This window comes from Streptomyces sp. NPDC127595, from assembly GCF_042671685.1.
GTDB lineage: Bacteria > Actinomycetota > Actinomycetes > Streptomycetales > Streptomycetaceae > Streptomyces.
The window spans coordinates 755,294-773,099 of sequence record NZ_JBHXWK010000001.1; the positions used below are offsets into that span (position 1 = coordinate 755,294).

The 17,806-nt window shown below is 70.7% G+C and carries 16 protein-coding genes and 2 pseudogenes; 8 read left to right on the forward strand and 10 right to left on the reverse strand.

Features of this window, described 5'->3' with window-relative positions:
- The first annotated feature begins 54 nt into the window (after window positions 1–54).
- Window positions 55–264: an MbtH family protein gene (locus ACFVKT_RS03135; protein WP_385726951.1), complete on the forward strand. Its 210-nt coding sequence runs from the start codon at window positions 55–57 to the stop codon at window positions 262–264.
- 63 nt (window positions 265–327) lie between these two features.
- Here the strand turns inward: ACFVKT_RS03135 and ACFVKT_RS03140 are convergent, their stop codons facing one another.
- The 3 genes from ACFVKT_RS03140 to ACFVKT_RS03150 all read right to left on the reverse strand — a co-directional run bounded on the left by ACFVKT_RS03140 (window position 328) and on the right by ACFVKT_RS03150 (window position 5,301).
- Window positions 328–1,395, reverse strand: a complete 1,068-nt coding sequence (locus tag ACFVKT_RS03140) for an iron-siderophore ABC transporter substrate-binding protein (protein ID WP_385726953.1) — start codon at window positions 1,393–1,395, stop codon at window positions 328–330.
- Between the two features lie 69 nt (window positions 1,396–1,464).
- Window positions 1,465–3,246 carry an ABC transporter ATP-binding protein gene (locus tag ACFVKT_RS03145; protein ID WP_385726955.1) on the reverse strand — a complete coding sequence of 594 codons (1,782 nt, stop codon included), beginning with the start codon at window positions 3,244–3,246 and terminating at the stop codon, window positions 1,465–1,467.
- A 372-nt stretch (window positions 3,247–3,618) separates the two neighbouring features.
- Entirely contained in the window at window positions 3,619–5,301 is a 1,683-nt protein-coding gene (locus ACFVKT_RS03150; RefSeq protein ID WP_385726957.1) for an ABC transporter ATP-binding protein, read from the reverse strand.
- Window positions 5,302–5,530: 229 nt separating this feature from the next.
- On the opposite strand from ACFVKT_RS03150, the gene ACFVKT_RS03155 reads away from it, so the two are divergent.
- Both ACFVKT_RS03155 and ACFVKT_RS03160 read left to right on the forward strand, forming a co-directional pair.
- Window positions 5,531–6,376: an alpha/beta fold hydrolase gene (locus ACFVKT_RS03155; protein WP_385726959.1), complete on the forward strand. Its 846-nt coding sequence runs from the start codon at window positions 5,531–5,533 to the stop codon at window positions 6,374–6,376.
- A 208-nt stretch (window positions 6,377–6,584) separates the two neighbouring features.
- Window positions 6,585–7,382, forward strand: coding sequence for an RNA polymerase sigma factor SigF (locus tag ACFVKT_RS03160; protein WP_385728114.1), 798 nt, complete (start codon window positions 6,585–6,587; stop codon window positions 7,380–7,382).
- Window positions 7,383–7,475: 93 nt separating this feature from the next.
- Here ACFVKT_RS03160 and ACFVKT_RS03165 read toward each other — a convergent pair whose 3' ends face one another.
- Window positions 7,476–8,786, reverse strand: coding sequence for an FtsX-like permease family protein (locus tag ACFVKT_RS03165; protein ID WP_385726961.1), 1,311 nt, complete (start codon window positions 8,784–8,786; stop codon window positions 7,476–7,478).
- Between the two features lie 3 nt (window positions 8,787–8,789).
- Window positions 8,790–9,581 (reverse strand): ABC transporter ATP-binding protein, encoded by a 792-nt coding sequence (locus ACFVKT_RS03170; RefSeq protein WP_385726962.1) that lies wholly within the window; start codon window positions 9,579–9,581, stop codon window positions 8,790–8,792.
- A 161-nt stretch (window positions 9,582–9,742) separates the two neighbouring features.
- Between ACFVKT_RS03170 and ACFVKT_RS03175 the strand changes: the two genes are divergently transcribed.
- The 4 genes from ACFVKT_RS03175 to ACFVKT_RS03190 all read left to right on the forward strand — a co-directional run bounded on the left by ACFVKT_RS03175 (window position 9,743) and on the right by ACFVKT_RS03190 (window position 13,105).
- The gene (locus tag ACFVKT_RS03175; RefSeq protein ID WP_385726964.1) at window positions 9,743–10,423 is read left to right on the forward strand and encodes an ABC transporter permease; all 681 of its coding nucleotides are present in this window, start codon (window positions 9,743–9,745) and stop codon (window positions 10,421–10,423) included.
- On the forward strand, window positions 10,420–11,091 hold the full coding sequence (locus tag ACFVKT_RS03180; protein ID WP_385726966.1) for an ABC transporter permease: 672 nt from the start codon (window positions 10,420–10,422) through the stop codon (window positions 11,089–11,091). The genes ACFVKT_RS03175 and ACFVKT_RS03180 overlap by 4 nt, the downstream gene beginning before the upstream one ends.
- Window positions 11,088–12,062, forward strand: a complete 975-nt coding sequence (locus ACFVKT_RS03185) for an ABC transporter substrate-binding protein (RefSeq protein WP_385726968.1) — start codon at window positions 11,088–11,090, stop codon at window positions 12,060–12,062. Before ACFVKT_RS03180 ends, ACFVKT_RS03185 begins: the two co-directional genes overlap by 4 nt.
- 77 nt (window positions 12,063–12,139) lie before the next feature.
- The gene (locus ACFVKT_RS03190) at window positions 12,140–13,105 is read left to right on the forward strand and encodes a hypothetical protein (RefSeq protein WP_385726970.1); all 966 of its coding nucleotides are present in this window, start codon (window positions 12,140–12,142) and stop codon (window positions 13,103–13,105) included.
- Here ACFVKT_RS03190 and ACFVKT_RS03195 read toward each other — a convergent pair.
- From ACFVKT_RS03195 to ACFVKT_RS03215, 5 genes and pseudogenes are all read right to left on the reverse strand, one after another.
- Window positions 13,072–14,226: an ABC transporter ATP-binding protein gene (locus ACFVKT_RS03195; RefSeq protein WP_385726972.1), complete on the reverse strand. Its 1,155-nt coding sequence runs from the start codon at window positions 14,224–14,226 to the stop codon at window positions 13,072–13,074. The genes ACFVKT_RS03190 and ACFVKT_RS03195 overlap by 34 nt on opposite strands.
- Before the next feature lie 22 nt (window positions 14,227–14,248).
- The gene (locus tag ACFVKT_RS03200; RefSeq protein ID WP_385726974.1) at window positions 14,249–14,896 is read right to left on the reverse strand and encodes a lactate utilization protein C; all 648 of its coding nucleotides are present in this window, start codon (window positions 14,894–14,896) and stop codon (window positions 14,249–14,251) included.
- Complete coding sequence (locus tag ACFVKT_RS03205; protein WP_385726976.1) at window positions 14,893–16,371, reverse strand: LutB/LldF family L-lactate oxidation iron-sulfur protein; 1,479 nt, start codon at window positions 16,369–16,371, stop codon at window positions 14,893–14,895. The genes ACFVKT_RS03200 and ACFVKT_RS03205 overlap by 4 nt, the downstream gene beginning before the upstream one ends.
- A complete protein-coding gene (locus ACFVKT_RS03210) occupies window positions 16,368–17,147 on the reverse strand; it encodes a (Fe-S)-binding protein (RefSeq protein ID WP_385726978.1) in 780 nt (259 codons plus the stop codon). Before ACFVKT_RS03210 ends, ACFVKT_RS03205 begins: the two co-directional genes overlap by 4 nt.
- Window positions 17,148–17,218: 71 nt before the next feature.
- Window positions 17,219–17,478, reverse strand: a pseudogene (locus ACFVKT_RS03215) (FGGY-family carbohydrate kinase); the annotation flags it as partial.
- A 98-nt stretch (window positions 17,479–17,576) separates the two neighbouring features.
- Between ACFVKT_RS03215 and ACFVKT_RS03220 the strand changes: the two are divergent.
- Window positions 17,577–17,770: pseudogene (locus ACFVKT_RS03220) on the forward strand (D-xylose ABC transporter ATP-binding protein); the annotation flags it as partial.
- Window positions 17,771–17,806 lie beyond the last annotated feature (36 nt).

Consider the following 17,806-nt stretch of genomic DNA (forward strand, 5'->3'; position numbering starts at 1 on the left):
ATGCTCCCGTACCCCGTACATCACGACACACCATGAGAAGGCCGGAGGATCCGCATGAGCAGCGGCAGCACCAACCCGTTCGAGCACCCCGAGGGCGTATACACCGTGCTCGTCAACGACGAGGGCCAGTACAGCCTGTGGCCCGACTTCGTCGACGTCCCGGCCGGCTGGACGGTCGCACACGGGCCCGCCGGTCGTCAGGAATGCCTTGACCACATCGAGGCCAACTGGACGGACATGCGGCCCAAGAGCCTCGTGGAGTAGACATGGGAGAGGGAGACAGCCCCCCGGGCTGTCTCCCTCTCCCACGTCGCGCGCACGCCCGGTTCAGGACGCGGGCTGCTCGACCTTCGTCGAGGTCTTGCCGTCCACCGCCGACGTGAGCTGCGGCACCAGCCGCTCCAGAACGTAGGGAATGCTGAGCACGGTCGACAGGGACACCGCGTTGCCGTAGTCGCTGGTCTCCGGGATGAAGACCTCGCGGCCCTGCTTCACGACGCTCAGGTCGCCGTAGAGCGCGTCCTCGTGCAGCTTGGCGACGGCCGAGGTGGTGTCCGGCACGATCCAGACGGCGACGTCCTGGTCGAGCAGATCGGTGCGTTCCTTGCTGATGTTGGCGCCGAAGGTATCGCCGATCAGCTTGTCCAGTCCGTCCGGGAGGCTGAAGCCGAGGTCGGTCAGCAGGCGGGAGCGGGTGTCCTGGCTGCCGTAGACGAAGGTGCCCTCGTACGGGGTGGCCATGACCGCGGTGGCCTTGGCGAACTCGGGGTGCTCCTGCTTGGCGGCGGCGAAGTCGGCCTCGACGCCGTCGACCAGCTTCGTCGCCTCGGCCGCCTTGCCCAGGGCCTTGCCGATGATCTCGGTCTGCTGCTGCCAGGGAACGCCGTAGTCGTTGAACTCCTTGGGCTGGGCCACGACCGGCGCGAACTTCGACAGCGAGTCGTACTGCTCCTTCGAGAGCGCGGAGTAGACGGCGAGGATGAGGTCCGGCTTGAGGGCCGCGATCTTCTCCACCTGGGGTCCGGTACCGGTGTCCGTGAGCACGGTCGGCGCGGTGGCGGTGCCCAGCTTGTCCTGCGCCCAGGGGCCGATGGCACCCTCGTAGTCGCCGAGCCACTTGGTCGTCCCGACCGGGACCGTGCCGAGGGCCAGCACCGCGTCCTGGTCGGTCAGGCCGACCGTGACGACGCGCTTGGGCTCGGACTCGATGGTCGTCGAGCCGTACTTGTGCGCGACGCTCACCGGGAAGGCACTGCTCGTGGAGTTCTTCCCGGCAGCGGAGGAACCGGCGTCCGCGTCGGAGTCGGAGGAGCCGCAGGCGGCTGCCGCGCCGACGATCAACAGTACGGATGCGAGCAGTCCGGTGAGCCTGGTGGCTCTCTGGGCGCGGGGCATTGCGGGATCCTTCCGTTCGTTCTGGATCTGTTCGGCTTTCGGTGCCAGGGCCCCGGAGGGAGGCTTGGATCAGGGCTCGGTGCTGCGGTTCTCGGACCAGGCCTGCCACAGGGCGGCGTACGGGCCCTGGGCGGCGCGCAGTTCGTCGTGGGTGCCGCTCTCGGCGATCCGGCCGTTCTCCATCACGACCACCCGGTCGGCTGTGGCGGCCTGGCTGAGGCGGTGCGCGACGACCAGCGCTGTGCGCCCGTCGAGCGCCCGTTCGGCGGCCTGCTCCAGCAACTGGGCGCCGGAGCTGCCCGCTTCGGCGGTCGCCTCGTCGAGGACGGCGACCGGGGGATCGGCCAGTACCAGCCGGGCCAGGGCGAGTTGCTGTGCCCGGTCGGAGGTGAGGCGGTGGCCGCCGTCGCCCACGACGGTGCCGAGGCCTTCGGGCAGGGCGTCCACCCAGCCGAGAGCGCCGACCCGGTCCAGTGCCTCGCGGAGCTCCTGGTCGGTGGCGTCGGGCCGGGCCAGCCGCAGATCGTCGGCGAGCGGCCCGGCGAAGACATGCACTTCCTGGGTGACCAGCGCGACCGTACGGCCCGACTCGCTGGGCTCCGCCCCTCCGATGTCGATCCGCCCGCCGGTCGGGCGGTGAATGCCGACGATGAGCTTGGCGAGGGTGGTCTTTCCGGCTCCGCTGGCGCCGACGAGGGCGACCTTCTCCTTCGGGTGGAGCACCAGGTCCACGTCGTGCAGCACGGGCCGGCCGGCCCGGTAGGCGTGACCGACGCCGGTCAGGGTGACGGTGGGGAGGCTCCGAGGCGTCTCCCCCTCCGCCGCCTTCGGCGCCGGTTCGTCCACGACACCGACCAGCCTGGCCAGGGCGGCGGTCGCCGACTGGGCGTCGTCGAGCAGTACCAGCGCGGTGTTGACCGGCCCGAACAGGCTGTGGAAGTACAGTGCGGCCGCCGTCGCCGTGCCGATCGACGCCGATCCGTCCCGTACGAGCAGGAAGCCGACCACCAGGACGGCCGCGAGGCCGGTGTACTCGGCCAGGTGCAGCCGGCTGTAGAACCGCAGCACCAGCCGCACCCCGCGCAGCGTCAGGTCGACGGCCGCACGGGAGCGCTCCGTGACCCGCTCGGTGTGGGCGGCCTCCAGCCGGTACGCCCGTACGGTGCCCGCTCCGCCGATGGTGTCGAGCAGTTGCTGCTGCTGGACCCCGGTGGCCACACGCTCCTTCGCGTACAGGGGGGTGGCATTGTTCACGTACCAGCGGGCGGTGTGCGCCTGCACGGGCACCGCGAGCAGTGCGGCGAGCAGAAAACGCCAGTCGAGGATGGCCAGAGCGCCGAGGGTGAGCACGATCGACAACCCGGAGCGGGCCAGTTCGGGCAGCGCGGAACGCACCGCGTCGGCGACCCGGGAGACGTCCCGGGTCACCCGGGAGGTCAGATCGCCCGAGCCGGCCTTCTCCAGCCGGTCCAGCGGCAGCAGCAGCACCCGCTCCACGAACCGCTCGCGCAGCTCGGCCAGTACGGTCTCGCCGAGCCGGGAGACCAGCGACATGCCGAGCGCGGTCGCGATGCCCTGCGCCGCGGCGACGCACACCAGCAGCACCACGGGCAGGGTGAGCGCTCCGGCCGGGCTGCGGTCGGTGACCAGGTTGATGATGTGGCCCAGCAGCGGCTGGGTCAGCAGCCCCACCGCGGTGGCCACCACCATGACACCGAACCCGGCCCAGGCCAACGCCCGGTACGGGCGCAGCAGTTCACCGACGGCGGCCCGGGTACGGGCGGGCGTGGCGGTGGGCAGCAGCTCGCGGCCCCCTGCTTCCGGTGCGGCGATGTCAACTCCCGTGGTCATGCGAGTGCTTCCGGTCCGGTGATGTCGGCCCCTTTGGTCATGCGAGTGCTTCCGGTGTGCTGATGTCGGCTCCCGAGGTCATGCGAGTACTGCCATCCGGTGGGTCGTGTGGCCGCGGACGGGGTGGGTGTGGGGTCTGTCGGTGGTGATGCGTGCGGCGATGTCGGCTCCTGTGGTCATGCGAGTACTGCCATCCGGTGGGTCGTGTGGCCGCGGACGGGGTGGGTGTGGGGTCTGTCGGTGGTGATGCGCGCGGCGATGTCGGCTCCTGTGGTCATGCGAGTACCGCCGTCCGGTGGGTCGTGTGGCCGCGGACGGGGTGGGTGTGCGGTTTGTCGGTGGTGATGCGCGCGGCGATCTCGGATCCCGTGGTCATGCGAGTACCGCCGTCCGGTAGGTCGCGTGACCGCGGACGAGGTCGGCGTGCGGGCCGTCCGCGGTGACCCGGCCGGCGTCGAGGAGGACCACCCGGTCGGTGACGGCGAGCAGCGCCGGGCTGTTGGTGACCAGCACGGTGGTGAGGCCGCTCCGGAACTCCCGTACGCCCGCGGCGATCCGGGCCTCGGTGACCGCGTCGACGGCGGTGGTCGGGTCGTGGACGACGAGCACGGCGCGACGGGCGTGCAGGGCGCGGGCGAGGGCGACGCGCTGGCGCTGGCCGCCGGACAGCGACCGGCCGCCCTCACCGACCTCGGCAGCCGTGCCGAGCGGCAGTGCGCCGGCGACCTCGTCGGCGGACGCGGCGGCCATCGCGCCCTCGGCGCCCGCGGTGGCGCCGATGTTCTCGCCGAGCGTGCCGTCGAAGAGGGCGGCGTCGTGCGCGGCGACCAGTACGGCCGTCCGCAGCTCCGCCGGGTCCAGGTCCGGCAGGGGTACGCCGTCCAGCTCGACGACTCCCGAAGCGGGGTCCTCGGTACGGCCGAGGCAGCGCAACAGGGCTGCGGCGGCGGCCGGATCGGTGGTGGCGACCCCGAGGAGTTCACCGGGCGCCACGGTCAGGTCGACCTCACGCAGCTCGCCCAGACCGACTCCGCGCAGCCGCAGCGCACCGCGCACCGGATCCGGAAGACGCCGGTCGCCGGGAACGACGTCGGGTGGGGTGCCGAGCACCTCGGCGATGCGCGCGGCCGAGGCCCGGCCCTGTGCGAACTCGGCGTTCACCCAGGCGAGTACCTCCAGCGGTCCGAGCAGGAACAGCGCCAGTCCGACGGCCGACACCAGCTGACCCAGCGTGATGTCGCCCTGAAGGGCAAGGCGTCCGCCGAGCAGGGCCACCAGCGCGATGAAGCCACCGGTCAGCGCCAGGACGACACCGCTCTGCCAGGCCTCGGCACGGGCGGCGCGCAGGGTGGCGGCCAGTGAGTCGCGGCTGGTGCGCCGGTAGCGGTCCACGGCCGTGGCCTGGGCGCCGATGCCCTTGAGCACCCGAAGTCCGGCCACCAGATCGGCCGCGACACCGGACGCATGGGCGGCCCGTTCCTGCTCGGCCTCGCTGCGCCGCTCCAGGGGCTTGCTGAGCAGATGCCCCAGCCAGAGCAGCACGGGCGTGCCCAGCAGGACCACCAGACCGAGCGGCACCGAGACCACCAGCAGGGCCACGGCGCTGACCGCCAGCCCGACGAAGGCCGAAATCCCGAGCATCACGGCCATGTTGACCGCACCGACCCGCTTGGCGTCCTCGGTGGCGATGTTCGCCAGCGCGCCCGGCAGCCGCCCGTTCTCGGCACCGCCCCGGGGATCGAGTACGCGCCGCACGAGCGTCACGCGCAGTTGGTGCGCCGCCATTTCGGCCGCACGCTCCCCGGCGCGTGCCCCGAAGCGGAAACTGAAGGACAGCCCGACGTACACGACGGCGAGCACGACCAGCCAGCGCACCAGTGCGCCGCTGTCCCCCTCCGCCACCGCCTGGTCGATCACCAGGCCGATCAGTACCGGAACCAGGGCTTCCCCGAGCTGGTGACCCGCCCCCAGCAGGGCCCCGACAGTGACGTCCCGCCGCTGCCCCCGAACGGCCCCCGCCAGGACATCCAGCCCTCGTGGCTCCCCTGCCCCCATCGGCCCACCCTCCGGAACCAGCCACCATCAATTTAGGTAAGGCTAGTCTAAGTAGGGGTGTCGCGGTCAAGATTGTGCGGTGAGCCCGGGTCCGGCCGCCAGGCCTCACTAGGGCCTGCAGTCGGAGGGCGGTCGGTCTCCCCGGTCGGTACTGTCGGAGGTGATCGCCGCTCGCTTTCCGTGCCCGGCTCCCGGGCCGGGAGGGCCGAGCGGAGGGAGGCTGACTGCCGTGACCGTGATCTCCGTGAAGTCCGCGACGGTGGGCGACGGACTCGTGCTCCCCTACGCCGAGGCCGGCTACCCCGATGGCACACCGGTGGTCTTCGTGCACGGGCTCTCCGACTCCTGGTGGTCCTTCGAACCCGTCCTGCGCCGCCTGCCGGCCTCCCTGCACGGCTACGCGCCCACCCAGCGCGGCCACGGTGACGCCGACCGTCCCCCCGACGGCTACACGCCACAGGACTTCGCCGCCGACCTCGTGGCCTTCCTCGACACGGTCGGTATCGAACGCACCCTTCTCGTCGGATCCTCCAGCGGTGGCGTGCAGGCCCGGATCGTCGCGGGCAGCCACCCCGACCGCATCGAAGGGCTGGTCCTGCTCGGCGTCCCCGCCACGCTTGCCGACAAGCCGGCGGCGCTGAGCGCGCAGGAGGCCGTGGCCGGCTTCTCCGACCCGGTTCCCCGCCAGTTCGTCGAGGACCTCATGGCGGCCACGGTGGCCGACGGGGTCGCCAGGGGACTCGTAGAGACCATGATCGAAGAGAGCCTCAAGGTCCCGGCCCGCGTCTGGCAGGAGACCCTCCGCGGCCTGCTGGAGACCGATCTCCGCGCGACCCTCGCCGGCATCCTGGTGCCCACCCTCGTCATCTGGGGCGACCGGGACGAAATCCTCCCGCGCAGCGACCAGCAGATCATCCTGGACGCCATTTTCGGAGCGCGTCTCCTTGTCTACGAGGGTGCGGGCCACGTCGTCCACTGGGAACAGCCGGAGCGGGTCGTCGCCGACCTCGCCGATTTCGCCGCCCGAATAGCCAGGCCCGGTACCACTCCATTTCCGAATTCAGCGAATAACTAACGTTCCAGATTCGGCTGATTGCCCGGAGTCATATCATTGGCGAATGGGTTTTGGAGGCCCTGTGCGGGGAATTCGAAGTCCAGTGCTTCGGACAGGAGGCACGTCCGTGGGTGCCGGTGCGCAAAGGCCGCGGGTGTTTTCCTTCCGGCCGGTATGCGCGCCCTCCCATGGTGACTGTCCACTCAGCACCACGAGGGTTGTGAGCACCATGCCCGACGTCCCGGTCAGTACGAAGCACCATCCGCACGATGACGCCCCCGACACCGCCGTGGCCTTCGCCCGGCTCTCCGGTCTGCCCGACGGGCCCGAGCGGCAGGCACTCCGCGACGAACTCGTCGAATCCTGGCTGCCCATGGCGCAGCGCGTCGCGAGCCGGTTCCGGGGCAGGGGCGAGAACGTCGAGGACCTGAACCAGGTCGCCGCCCTGGGACTGGTCAAGGCGGTCGACCGATACGACCCCGACCTCGGCAACGCCTTCGAGAGCTACGCCGTGCCGACCATCACCGGCGAGATCAAACGGCACTTCCGCGACCACATGTGGGTCCTGCACGTGCCCCGCCGCGTCCAGGACCTGCGCAACCGGGTGCGCGCCGCCCTCAAGGACCTGGTGCAGACGATCCCCGGCCGACGGCCCACCGTCACGGAGATCGCCGAGTACGCGCACCTGACCGAGGACGAGGTACGCACCGGCCTGGAGGCCCTCGACTGTTTCGCCGCGCTCTCCCTGGACGCCGAACTGCCGGGCAGCGAGGACGGATACGACCTCGCCGACACCCTCGGCGAGCCCGACGCCGGCTTCGACCTGGTCGTCGACCGCGAGGCCGTGAAACCCGCGCTGCGCACACTCCCCGAACGCGACCGGACCATCCTCTACCTGCGCTTCTTCGGCGGGATGACCCAACTCGGCATCGCGCAGCAACTGGGCATCTCGCAGATGCACGTCTCCAGGCTGATCAGCGGTTGCTGCGCCACACTGCGCGAGCAGGTGGGGACCGACGCGCCCTGAGCGGCGAGTGCCTCTGGACCCACGCGGCCTCAGCTTCGGCGCGCGAGGGCGGCCGGGCGAGTACGCCCGGCCGCCCTCATGGGTGCACCGCGGTCACGCGGCCGTCGTCACCGCCGCCACCGCGGGCGTCCGCAGGGTACGCCGGGCCGTGAACAGGCTGGTCCCCAGCGTGACCGCCCCCGCGATCGCGACGATGGTGAGCCAGATACCGAGGCCCTGGTCCGGCCAGGCAGCTTCCGTGCGGACGATGGTGAAGGGCAGGAGCCCGGCGAGCCCGGCCACGGTGCCCAGGACGACACCGGTGACCGTCACCACCAGGCCCTCCACACCGATCATTCCGAGCACCTGGCCCGGTGTCGCGCCGGCCAGCCGCTGCTGGCCGAACTCCCGGCTGCGATAAGTCGTCGCCGCGTACAGCGAATTGATCAGCATGATGCAGGAGAAGACCACGATGATGCCGACGACCACGAGATTCAGGGTTTCGAGGTTCTTCGCGTCGATGGTCTTCGGAATGCCCGAGGCCTTGATCGCGTCGCTCTCGACCGCCTGCATATAGAGCGTCGCGGTCGCCATGCCGGTGAAGAGGATCAGCGGCATCAGGACCCCGGACAACTCGGCTGCACGGCGGCGCATGTTCCGTACGGCCAGATAGCCGCTCGGGCTCGTCAGCGCGAGCCGGTCGAGCAGCCCCGTCAGCAGCTGCGGCGAGAGCAGCGCCAACCCCACGGACAGCAGGATCGCCCCGTACGCGGGAGCAGCCATCAGCGCGGCGTCCGTCGAGGAGAACCCGAAGGTGGACAGGACCGCGAGGCCGCCGACGGCCAGCGCCGCGTACGCGAAGAACTTCCGTACGCCGCCCCGGGGTTGACGCCGGTGCGTCGCCCGTCGCACCGCGAGGAACGCCGCGCCCGCCGAAGCGAGCACCGTGATCCAGAGTCCCGACATGAGCGCGACGGGACCGAAGGAGTAGTCCACGGACCGGGCGACCTGGCCGCTGTCGTGGAACACGTCCAGCAGGGCCGTCCCGCCGAGCATCGCCGGACCGATCGCCAGCACCGCGCCCACCAGCGCGACCACCACCGACTCGCCGACCACCATCCGCTTGATCTGTGCCGGAGTCGCCCCCGAGCAGCGCAACAGCTCTATCTCATCGGCGCGTTGGCGGACATTGACCGTCAGTGTCGAGGCGACCGCGAAGAACACCAGCAGGGAACCGTAACCGCCGACGACGCTCGCCGCCGTGGTCAGCGACTCCGCGCTCACGGAGTCGATGCCCGGCTGCCCAGCCGTGTCGTGCATCGCGTTGAAGGTCATGATGATCGCCGCGCCCAGGAAGGCGGACAGCAGCGTCGAGGTGAAGCGCCCGGGGCGCTGCCGGATGGAACGCAAGGCCAGAGCGAACATGGCTCACACCCCCGCCGTGGTGTCGTCACCCAGGTGCGCGAGACGCTCGGCCACGGCGTCGGCCGTCGGCGCGTGCATCGAGCCGGCCAGCCGTCCGTCCGCGAGGAACACGACGGAGTCGGCGTACGAGGCGGCGACCGGGTCGTGCGTCACCATGACGACCGTCCTGCCGTGCACCCGTACCGCTTCCTGAAGCAGCCGCAGCACATCCCGCGCGCTGCGCGTGTCCAGCGCTCCGGTCGGCTCGTCCGCGAAGATCACGCGCGGCTCGGTGACCAGCGCCCGGGCGATGGCGACGCGCTGCCGCTGGCCTCCGGAGAGCTGGTCGGGCAGGTGGCCGAGCCGGTCGCCGAGACCGACGGCCGTCAGGGTCTCCTGGGCCCGCTTGCGGTCGACACGCCGCCGGGCGAGCTTGAGCGGCAGCACCGTGTTCTGGGCGACGGTCAGCGTCGGCAGCAGGTTGTACTGCTGGAACACGAACCCGATCCGGCGCCGCCGGAACCTCGTCAGCTCGGCCTCGCTGCCGCCCGTCATCTCCGCGCCGTCGACCATCACGATCCCGGAGTCGGGCCGGTCGAGCCCGGCCGCGCACTGCAACAGCGTGGACTTGCCCGACCCCGAGGGCCCCATGACCGCGGTGAAAGTGCCCCGGGCCAGCGTGAGCGTCACCCCGTCCAGCGCGGTCACGGCATTCTCCTCGGCCCCATAGGTCTTGGTGACCTTGACCAGCCGCAGAGCCTCCGGGGCGGGTCCCGAGTCGTTCGTACGTCGCGCGGTGCTGCGAAACATCGTCATCACCCTCCGTGCGGCACGCCCTGTGCCTCGCCAACGACGCTACGGAGAGCCGGGCCGGACCACATTGGGCGCAGAACCCGTATGCCGGGGTGTACCCAGCGACACCCCGTACGGGTCACCACAACGCGCCGAGCCCCTTGCCAGGCAGGTGCAATGGACAGGTGACCGCGCCCCCGGACGACTGCCTCGCGCGCAACGAGTGGATCTGCGGTGAGTATCTGAGCACCCGCCGCCAGATCCTCCTCGACGCCGTGGTCCAGCACCTCCAGCTGACCTCGCTCGCGGTGTTCATCGCCGTCGTCGTCGCGGTACCGCTGGCCGTCCTCGCGCGCCGCTGGGGCTGGGCGGCGGGGCCCGTCCTCGCCGTGACGACGATCCTCTACACGATCCCGTCGCTGGCCATGTTCTCGCTGCTCCTGCCCGTGTACGGCCTGTCGGCGGCGCTCGTCGTCGCGGGCCTCGTCCTCTACTCGCTGACCCTGCTCGTCCGGAACATCCTCGCGGGACTGCGCGCGGTACCCGAGGACACCCGGCAGGCCGCGCGCGGCATGGGCTACGGGCCGATCCGGCTGCTGCTCACCGTGGAACTGCCCCTCGCCCTGCCCGCCGCCATGGCCGGCCTGCGGATCGCCATGGTCTCGGCGGTGTCACTGGTGACGGTCGGGGCGATCGTCGGCTTCGGCGGGCTCGGCAACCTCATCTACGCCGGCATGAACACCTACTTCAAGGCCCAGGTCCTGACCGCGTCCGTGCTGTGCGTCGTCATCGCGGTCCTCGCCGACCTCCTGCTCCTCGGCGTGCAGTGGCTGATCACCCCCTGGGTAAGGGCGGCTCGCGGATGAACACACTGACGGACGCCTGGGACTGGCTCACCGACTCCGCCAACTGGTCCGGCGCCGACGGCATCTGGCACCGGCTCGGCCAGCACCTGGTCCTGACCGTCGTCTGCCTGGTCATCAGCTGCCTCATCGCACTGCCCATCGCCCTCGTCCTGGGCCACCTCGGCAAGGGCGGCGCGCTCGCCGTCAACATCTCCAACGTCGGCCGCGCCGTCCCCACCTTCGCCGTGCTGGTGCTCCTGCTCCTCACCCCGGTCGGGAACTGGGGCGAGGGCCCCACCGTCGTCGCCCTCGTCCTGTTCGCCGTACCGCCCCTGCTCACCAACGCGTACGTCGGGATGCGCGAGGTCGACCGCAGCGTGGTGCGGTCCGCGCGCGGGATGGGGATGACCGGGCGGCAGATGCTGTTCCGCGTGGAACTGCCCCTCGCGCTCCCGCTGGTGATGAACGGGGTCCGGATCGCCGCGGTACAACTCGTCGCGACCGCCACCATCGCCGCACTCGCGGGCGGCGGCGGACTCGGCCGGATCATCACCGCCGGCTTCAACCTGGCGAGTACGCCGCAGGTCGTCGCAGGCGCCGTCCTGGTCGCCGTGTTCGCGCTCATCGTCGAGGGGATCTTCGAGATCGCCGAACGACTGGCACCGAGCTGGGCGAGGGGATCGCGATGAGACCTACGCGATCGGCGGGACCACCACGCGCGCCGCGCGGGCGCCACCTTGCACTGCTGACGCTGGTGGCGTTGACCGGCTGCACCACCGGCCCGTCCCTGGAGAACCAGGGCGCGGTCACCGCCCCGCCCGGCGACAGCAAACACCTGACCATCGGCTCGGCCGGATTCACCGAGAGCGACCTGCTCGCCCAGATGTACGCGCTGCTCCTGAACCAGGCCGGCTACAAGACCTCGATGCTCACCGTCGCCAACCGCGAACTGTACGAACCCGCCCTGGAATCGGGCCAGATCGACGTCGTCCCCGAATACGCGGCCACCTTCGCGGACTGGCTGAACGCCAAGACGAACGGCGCCGACGCACCGCCGGTCGGCTCGCCCGACCTGGACGCCACCATGACCGCCCTGCGCAAGCTGGCCACGCCACGGGGCCTCACCGTCCTCGACGCGGGGAAGGCCGTCGACCAGAACGCCTTCGCCGTGACCGAGGCGTACGCCGCTCAGCACCACCTCAAGACGCTCAGCGACCTGGGGAAGTCCGGCCTGAAGGTGCGGCTCGCGGCGGGCGACGAGTGCGTGCAACGGCCGTACTGCGAACCGGGGTTGAAGAAGACCTACGGCATCGACATCACCGCCGTCGACCCAAAGGGCGTCGGCACCACACAGGCCAAACTGGCCGTGCAGAACGGCCAGGACCAGATGGTGCTGACCACCACGACGGACGCGACGCTCGGCGACTTCGGGCTCGTCCTCCTCGCCGACGACAAACACCTGCAGAACGCCGACTACATCGTCCCCGTCGTCAACCGCTCCCGCGCCGGCAGCGAGGGCGTCACCAAGGCACTCGGCAAGCTCAACGACGTACTCACCACTGCCGACTTGGCGTCCATGAACGAGCGGGTGGACAGCTGGCGACGGCTCCCCGAGGACGTGGCACGGACCTATCTGAAGGAGAAGGGCCTGCTGAAGTGACAGGCCCGTGACGCCAGTTACCGAACTGGTGCGGTGAACTGCTTTTCGGGCGGGGTGATCATCGGTACACCTGATCCATGGGGGACAACGGGGGTATGCGCCGGACCTGGCGCCAGGTATTACGTGAGGCGGTCCTGGGGGCCCGCACCGACACCAAAGCCGACGGACTGGCGAATCTCGTCGAGCCCGGCCGCGAGAAGGCCTACGAGTGGTTCGGCAGCAGCTATCCCAGGCAACAGATGCAGTTGCAACTGCTCTACGGCGAATCGCAGCGGGCCTTCGAGTGGCAGACCAGACAGTCGATGCGCGTCACCATCGGCTGCGTGCTCAACAATGTCCTGCGCGACCACCGGCTGCTCGCCGAGCAGCCCGGGGCCGCCAACCGCTATCTGGGCGACTACCTCAACAAGGAGATCTCCGGGCTGCGGGCGCGCATCGACCAGGACTGTGCGCTGGCCGTCAGCCGCGGCATCAACGTGGGACTCACCCTGGGCGCGCTCATCAGCATGGTGCTGCTGACCGTGCCCCTGCTGGTGGGAGGCACCGGCCTGCTCGACCTGGTGGGGATCGAGATGGGCTGCACGGACCGCTGGAGCCTCATGGGCGCCTTCGTGTGCGGGGGAGTCGGCGCGTTCGGCGCGGTGCTCAGCGTCCTCGTGCGGCTGCGCAACACCGGCGGGGAGCTGTCGCGGCGCAGGACGAACGGCGACCGGGGCACCGTCGCGCCCGGGCAGATGGCCCGAGGTATGCGTCACGAGGGCGTCTACCGCATCTTCGTCGGCTGGATCCTGGCGCTGGCCGTCTACTTCCTGCTCAGCGCCGGCTTCATCAAGCTGTTCGACATGCCGGCCACCACGATCGAGATCTGCGCGGGAAACACCGAAGGACAGGGCACCGCCTTCTGGGGGTTCTGGTGCGGCGTCGGCTTCCTGGCGGGCTTCAACGAACGCTGGGCTTTCGGACTCCTCGACCGTTCGCACCGCCCGGAGCGCCCCGCGCCGTCCACGGCTCAGGCATCCGCCACCGAGTCGAACTCCACCTGACCCCGCGACACGCCCAGCGCGTCCGCGTCCACCGACCGGCGCAACGCCTCGTGCAGCTTCGCCGGGGTCAGCACACCGAGGAAGCGAGCCCCGTCCAGTACGGCGACCCAGCCCGCGTCGTGCTGGAGCATCACGCCGAAGGCCTGCTTCAGCGGGGCGCCCACGGCCACCCAGGAGTTCATCCGGTGGACGAGGTCACGGACGGAGCCGCCCGCCTCGATCTCGCCGACGCCGACCCAGCCGTGCAGATCGCCCTCGGTGTCCAGGACCACCGCCCAGCGCGCGCCCTCCGCCCGCATCCGGGCCGCCGCCTGCTCGGCGGGCTCGTCGAGCCGGACGACCGGCGGCTGTTCGAGGTCGCTCGGCTCGATCTCCGTTACCGAGAGCCGCTTCAGCCCGCGGTCGGCGCCCACGAACTCGGCGACGTACGGCGTGGCGGGCGTGCCGAGCACCGCGCCCGGCGTGTCGAACTGCTCGATGCGCCCCTGCCCGTACACCGCGATCCGGTCGCCGAGCCGCACCGCCTCCTCGATGTCGTGCGTGACCAGCACCACCGTCTTGCGCACCGCCTGCTGCATCCGCAGGAACTCGTCCTGCAACTGCTCCCGCACCACCGGGTCCACGGCCCCGAACGGCTCGTCCATCAGCAGCACCGGCGGATCGGCGGCCAGCGCCCGCGCCACGCCGACCCGCTGGCGCTGACCGCCCGACAGCTGCTCCGGATAGCGTGCCCCGTACGTCTTCGGGTCAAGGCCCACCAGATCGAGCAGCTCGGCGGCCCGCGCCCGCGCCTTCGCCTTCTTCCAGCCCACCAGCGACGGCACGGTCGCGGTGTTGTCGAGGATCGTCCGGTGCGGGAAGAGGCCGCCCTGCTGAATGACGTAACCGATCCGGCGGCGCAACTGCACCGGGTCGACCGTGGCGATGTCCTCGCCGTTCACGAAGATCTGCCCGGACGTCGGCTCGATCAGGCGGTTGACCATCATCAGAGTCGTCGTCTTGCCGCAGCCGGACGGGCCGACCAGCGTCACGAGTTCGCCGTCGGCGACCTCGAAGGAGAGGCCGTCCACGGCGGTCGTGCCGTCCGGATACCGCTTGGTGACCTGTTCGAACCGGATCATGCACTCACGCTAACCGCGCCGGTCACTCTCCGCTCAGCAGCACCACCTCTAGGGTGCGCGGACCGTGCACCCCCTCCACCCGGTCGAGTTCGATGTCGCTGGTCGCGGACGGGCCGGAGATCCAGGTCAGCGGGAGGGTCGGGTCGAGGCGTTCCATGGCCTGGGGGACCGAGGCGACGACCTGGTCGGGGACGCGTACGACGCAGATGTGGTGGTCGGGGATGAGGGTGATGCGGCGGCGGCCCTGGTCGGGGGAGCCGTCGAGCACGATGGTGCCGGTTTCGGCGATAGCGAGTGCGCAGCCGGTGACGACACTCGCCACCTTGTCCAGCTCATGAGGGGTACTCACTCCACGGTCGTGCACCCGGGTGGGATCGGCGGCCGACATCCACTCGGGCGGCAACCACGGCGGCACGAGTACGTACTGCGGGCCACGCTGAGCCAGCAGCCGCATGATCAAATACGGTAGTTCCACCGGATCCGTCCGGTGCACGATCGCCCGATAGTCCGCCAGGTTCTCCGCGAGCAGATCCACCGTCTCCGCGACACTCCGAGCACCGTGCTCACGCAGATAGCCCCGGTCGATGGCCTGGTCGTACGGCGTGTCGTCCTGTGGTACGTCCGCGATCGCGCGCCGCACCCGGCCCAGGATCAGTTCCCTGCTGCTCACTTCGCCGTGTCCTTTCCACCGTTCGTACGCTGCCACCAGTCCCGGAACGGCTCCGCGGGCACCGTCGGCAGATCACGGGTCTCGCTCCACGCCCTGCCGGGGCCGGGCAGCGTCCGCGGATGGAAGCGGCGGGTGCGGGAGGCGAGCCGCTGGCCGGTGCGCAGGGCGCCGGGGTGGCTGAACGCCCAGCGGGCCGCGCGCATCGCCGCCCGCTCGGCCGCGTGACCCTTGGCGGGCTTGAGGACGACCTTGTTGCCCTGGCTGGTGGCCGGACCGCCCTCGGCGATCCGCTCGCGCAGATGGACGAGCACTTCGGGGATGTCGATGGCGACCGGGCACACCTCGTAGCAGGCGCCGCACAGGGAGGAGGCGTACGGGAGTGAGGCGTCGATCTCGCTTGCGGTGCCCCGGAGTTGGGGGCTGAGGATGGCGCCGATCGGGCCGGGGTAGACCGAGCCGTACGCGTGGCCGCCGGCCCGCTCGTACACCGGGCAGACGTTGAGACACGCGGAGCAGCGGATGCAGCGCAGGGCCTGGCGGCCGACCTCGTCGGCGAGCGTGTCGGTGCGGCCGTTGTCGAGGAGGACCAGGTGGAAGGTCTGGGGGCCGTCCTCGTCGGTGGTGCCGGTCCAGGTGCTCGTGTACGGGTTCATGCGCTCGGCGGTCGAGGAGCGCGGGAGGGTCTGGAGGAAAACCTCCAGGTCCTGCCAGGTGGGGAGGATCTTCTCGATGCCGACGACCGAGATCAGCGTCTCGGGGAGGGTGAGGCACATCCGGCCGTTGCCCTCCGACTCCACGACCACCAGCGTGCCGGTCTCGGCGATCATGAAGTTGGCGCCGGAGACGCCGACCTTGGCGCGCAGGAACTTCTCGCGCAGATGGACCCGGGCGGCCTCGGCGAGCTCGGCCGGCGTGTCGGTGAGGCCCTCGGGAGCCGGGCGGCCCCACTCGCTCATCTCGCGGACGAAGATGTCGCGGATCTCGCCGCGGTTGCGATGGATGGCGGGGACCAGGATGTGCGAGGGGCGGTCCTTGCCCAACTGCACGATGAGTTCCGCGAGATCGGTCTCGTAGGCGTGGATGCCCTCGGCTTCGAGCGCCTCATTGAGGGCGATCTCCTGCGTGGCCATCGACTTGACCTTGACGACCTCGGTCTCGCCGGTCGCCTTCACCAGCTCCGTGACGATCCGGTTGGCCTCGTCGGCGTCGGCGGCCCAGTGCACGGTGCCACCGGCCGCCGTGACCGACTCCTCCAACTGAACCAGGTACCGGTCGAGATGGCGGAGGGTGTGGTCCTTGATCTGCTTGCCCGCCTCGCGCAGCTCCGCCCAGTCCGCCAGTTCCGCGACCGCCTTGGCGCGCTTGGTGCGGATCGTGTGGGTGGCGTGGCGCAGGTTGCCGCGCAGGGTCGCGTTGTGCACCGCTTCGTGCGCGGCCTTGGGGAAGGCCGGCATGCCGACGAAGGTCCCGCTCATGCGCCTGGCTCCTCTGAGATGACTGTGCTCGGCTCCTCTTCCGTGCTCGCCAGGATCTCCGCGATGTGCACGGGCCGCATGCCCGTGTGGAGGCGGCTCATCGTGCCGCCGATGTGCATCAGGCAGGAGTTGTCGGCGGCGCACAGCACATCGGCGCCTGTCGACTCGGCGTTGCGCACCTTGTCGGCGCCCATAGCGGCGGAGACGTCGGCGTTCTTGACGGCGAAGGTGCCACCGAAGCCGCAGCACTCGTCGGCCCCGGGCAGCTCGCGCAGCTCGAGTCCCTTGACCGCCTGGAGCAGCCGGTACGGGCGGTCGCCGAGACCGAGGCTGCGCAGACCGTGACAGGTGGGGTGATAGGTCACCGTGTGCGGGTAGTACGCGCCGACGTCGGTCACGCCGAGTACGTCCACGAGGAACTCGGTGAGCTCGTACGTCTTCGGCACGACCGGCGCGAGCGTGGCCGCGAGAGTGTCCCCGCGCCCCTCTGCGCGCGCCCGCTCGCCCATCCGCGGGTACAGCTCCCGCACCATCGCGCCGCAGGACCCGGACGGCGTCACGATCGCCTCGTACTCACCGAATACATCGGAGAAATGACGAGCGAGCGGCTCGGCCTCGTGCCGGTACCCGGTGTTGTAGTGCGCCTGCCCGCAGCAGGTCTGCGCCATCGGGAAGTCGACCTCGACGCCCAGCCTGGTCAGCAGTTTCACCACGGAGCGGCCCGTGTCCGGATAGAGCGTGTCGTTGACACAGGTCAGGAACAGGGCGACACGCATCGCGGCTCCTCGGGATCGATCATCGGATGAGTGCAGCGTACGCGGCGGGCGCGCGACAGGGGAGCCCCCTCTCACGGGCCGGTCGGCAGCCGCTCCTCGGCGGCCCGCCAGGCGGCCGCGTCGCCCCCGGCTCGTATCGCCGCAACGGCTGTGTACGAGCCACAAGCCGCCGCATCGACGCGCGATCCCCGACGAGTCCGTACGCGCGTGCCTGTACAAGGACGTTGCCCAGCGCCGCCGCCTCCGCCGGGCCCGCCACCACGGGCAGGCCGCAGGCGTCGGCGGTCAGCCGGCACAGCAGGGCGTTGCGGGCGCCGCCGCCGACGAGGTGCCCTGGCGATGGCCCACGCGCCGGGCGGTCACGCAGGCACAGGGGACCAGGTCCTGGTGCAGATGTACGCGAAACGCTCCCCGCCGGCAGGCACCGCGTCCATCGAGCGCAACATCGGCCTGACCGGGCTGCCTACGACCGTGCGGGCCGGACTGGTGGACGGGGCGCCGAGCGCAGTCGCTCGCTCGACTGGGCGGTCAGGCTCCAGGTGAAGTACGCGCGGATCGCTGACGCCGTGTCCACGCGCTCCGGCGGCAACCAGCAGAAGGTCGTCCTCGCCAAGTGGCTGTCGGCGCGCTGAGTGGCCGTTCAGTTGCGGCAACCGTCA